Origin of the sequence: Pseudoalteromonas rubra (assembly GCF_000967655.1) — a bacterium.
In the GTDB taxonomy this organism is placed as follows: Bacteria; Pseudomonadota; Gammaproteobacteria; order Enterobacterales; family Alteromonadaceae; genus Pseudoalteromonas; species Pseudoalteromonas rubra_A.
Window position 1 is genome coordinate 1 of the sequence record NZ_JXYA01000114.1, and the last position, 1,632, is coordinate 1,632.

Consider the following 1,632-nt stretch of genomic DNA (forward strand, 5'->3'; position numbering starts at 1 on the left):
AGTACATTACCGTTTTGGTTGACCCCTACATTGTGATTTTGGCGAATCGTTGGATTGTAGGGGTTTGGTTTAAGTTGAGACAAGTATAGGTTTAATATATTAAACCTGTCAAACTTTATCGGTTTAATAAATTGAACTATTTGAAACTCGAACGAGAGCGATTGGGTCTTAGTCAGCGCGAAGTGTATGATTTAATACACGCGTCTAAAGGCACTTATATTCGTTGGGAAAGTGGGAAATCAATTCCATCAGATAAGCTTGCAGAGCTTGCTGGGCTGGGCTTTGATATAAACTATGTAGTTACAGGAAAAAGAGGAAGCCAAGACAATGCTGGCCTCTCGACCGAGAATCTTGAGAAAGCAATTACTACATTTCTGTTCAATACTGGTGAGTTGGGCCTATTAACAAAGTCAGACTCAGTTGAAGTTGAAGCTTTAGTTAATATGGCTATGTTTACAATTGCAAAGGTATCAAATTCAGAACTAGACGACATCAAAAGTGAGCCGTCTGATCAGTCTAATGCTTCTTAGTGTAATGAAGTAAATCTACAACGTTGTGCTGTGAGCTATCACTTTTTCTTGCAGCAATACCTTCAGCCAAAAACAAGTTAAAACGCTCGTTCCACTCCATAAGAGCTTGGTATTTTAGTGTTATATCTGAAATACTCTCAATACATTCCCTTTCTCGGATGAAATCGTTTAGTTGGTTCCGAGCCTCCGAATTATGCTCCCGCGGCTCAAACGCGACCCTGTCAGCTCCTCTTAATACAGAAGCTTTGAGTAGCAAAATACTAATCCAGGCAACAAGAAACGATAAATATAGAATACTAACCATTACGAAGTCTCACGCCTTCTAGCCACTGTGTTCCTGAGCCGTTGATATAAAGCCTTGCACAACGGAAGTGTAAGTATGAGTGTTATAACTACGTTCCCCGTGTTTATCGCGATTTGATAAGCACTTTCAAAGATACGTGTTTGCATGACTACAGCATCAAAATAGTAAACGATTTGCACAAGGCCCAAGAATGCATAAGCGATCATCACACTCATGGCTTCGAACTCTATCTTTGCCTTTAATTGCACATGAAATGCATAGATAAGAGTGATGCTTATGGCATCTATTGTTGCCCAGCTTCCAAACCAAAAAATGAATCCAGCTTCCTTAGACAAAGCAAACAAATAACTCTCGATTCTGAGGTTTATGAACTGCGTAATCAACCAGGTAATGGCTGTAATATAGTAAGACCTAGACCCAAGCCTTTTACTAAACATCAGGATTGGCGCTACCAGAGATAGGCACCAGATCCACGTGTTTAAGCTATGTAATTCATCAACATAATTGGCAAACATCAAAATTCCACCAGAACATTAACCACCGAAATTACCGAAATCTGTGACTTTGATCGCTTGCCTCTGAGGTTTAGTTGGATCATTTCCACTTCCATTCCCGCCTACAACAAAAGCAATTTGCTGTGTGCTTAGGTTCTTACCCTTAGTGTTGGATTTAGGATAAATAATGGGGTTGTTGCCACTCCCGTTACTGCCAGCAACATGAGCTTGCAACTTTGAAGGTAGTGCTTTGTTAGATAACGTTCTTAATTTCATATATTTGCTCCTTTTGAAAAAGTAAACA

General features: G+C 39.7%; 2 protein-coding genes. One reads left to right on the forward strand and one right to left on the reverse strand.

Annotated features, from left to right (window positions below; all coding sequences use genetic code 11):
- Positions 1 to 140 precede the first annotated feature (140 nt).
- Positions 141 to 530, forward strand: a complete 390-nt coding sequence (locus tag TW77_RS23715; protein WP_082079034.1) for a helix-turn-helix domain-containing protein — start codon at positions 141 to 143, stop codon at positions 528 to 530.
- 837 nt (positions 531 to 1,367) lie between these two features.
- Here TW77_RS23715 and TW77_RS23730 read toward each other — a convergent pair.
- The coding region (locus tag TW77_RS23730; RefSeq protein WP_205623900.1) for a hypothetical protein at positions 1,368 to 1,632 on the reverse strand (265 nt) is incomplete at its 5' end.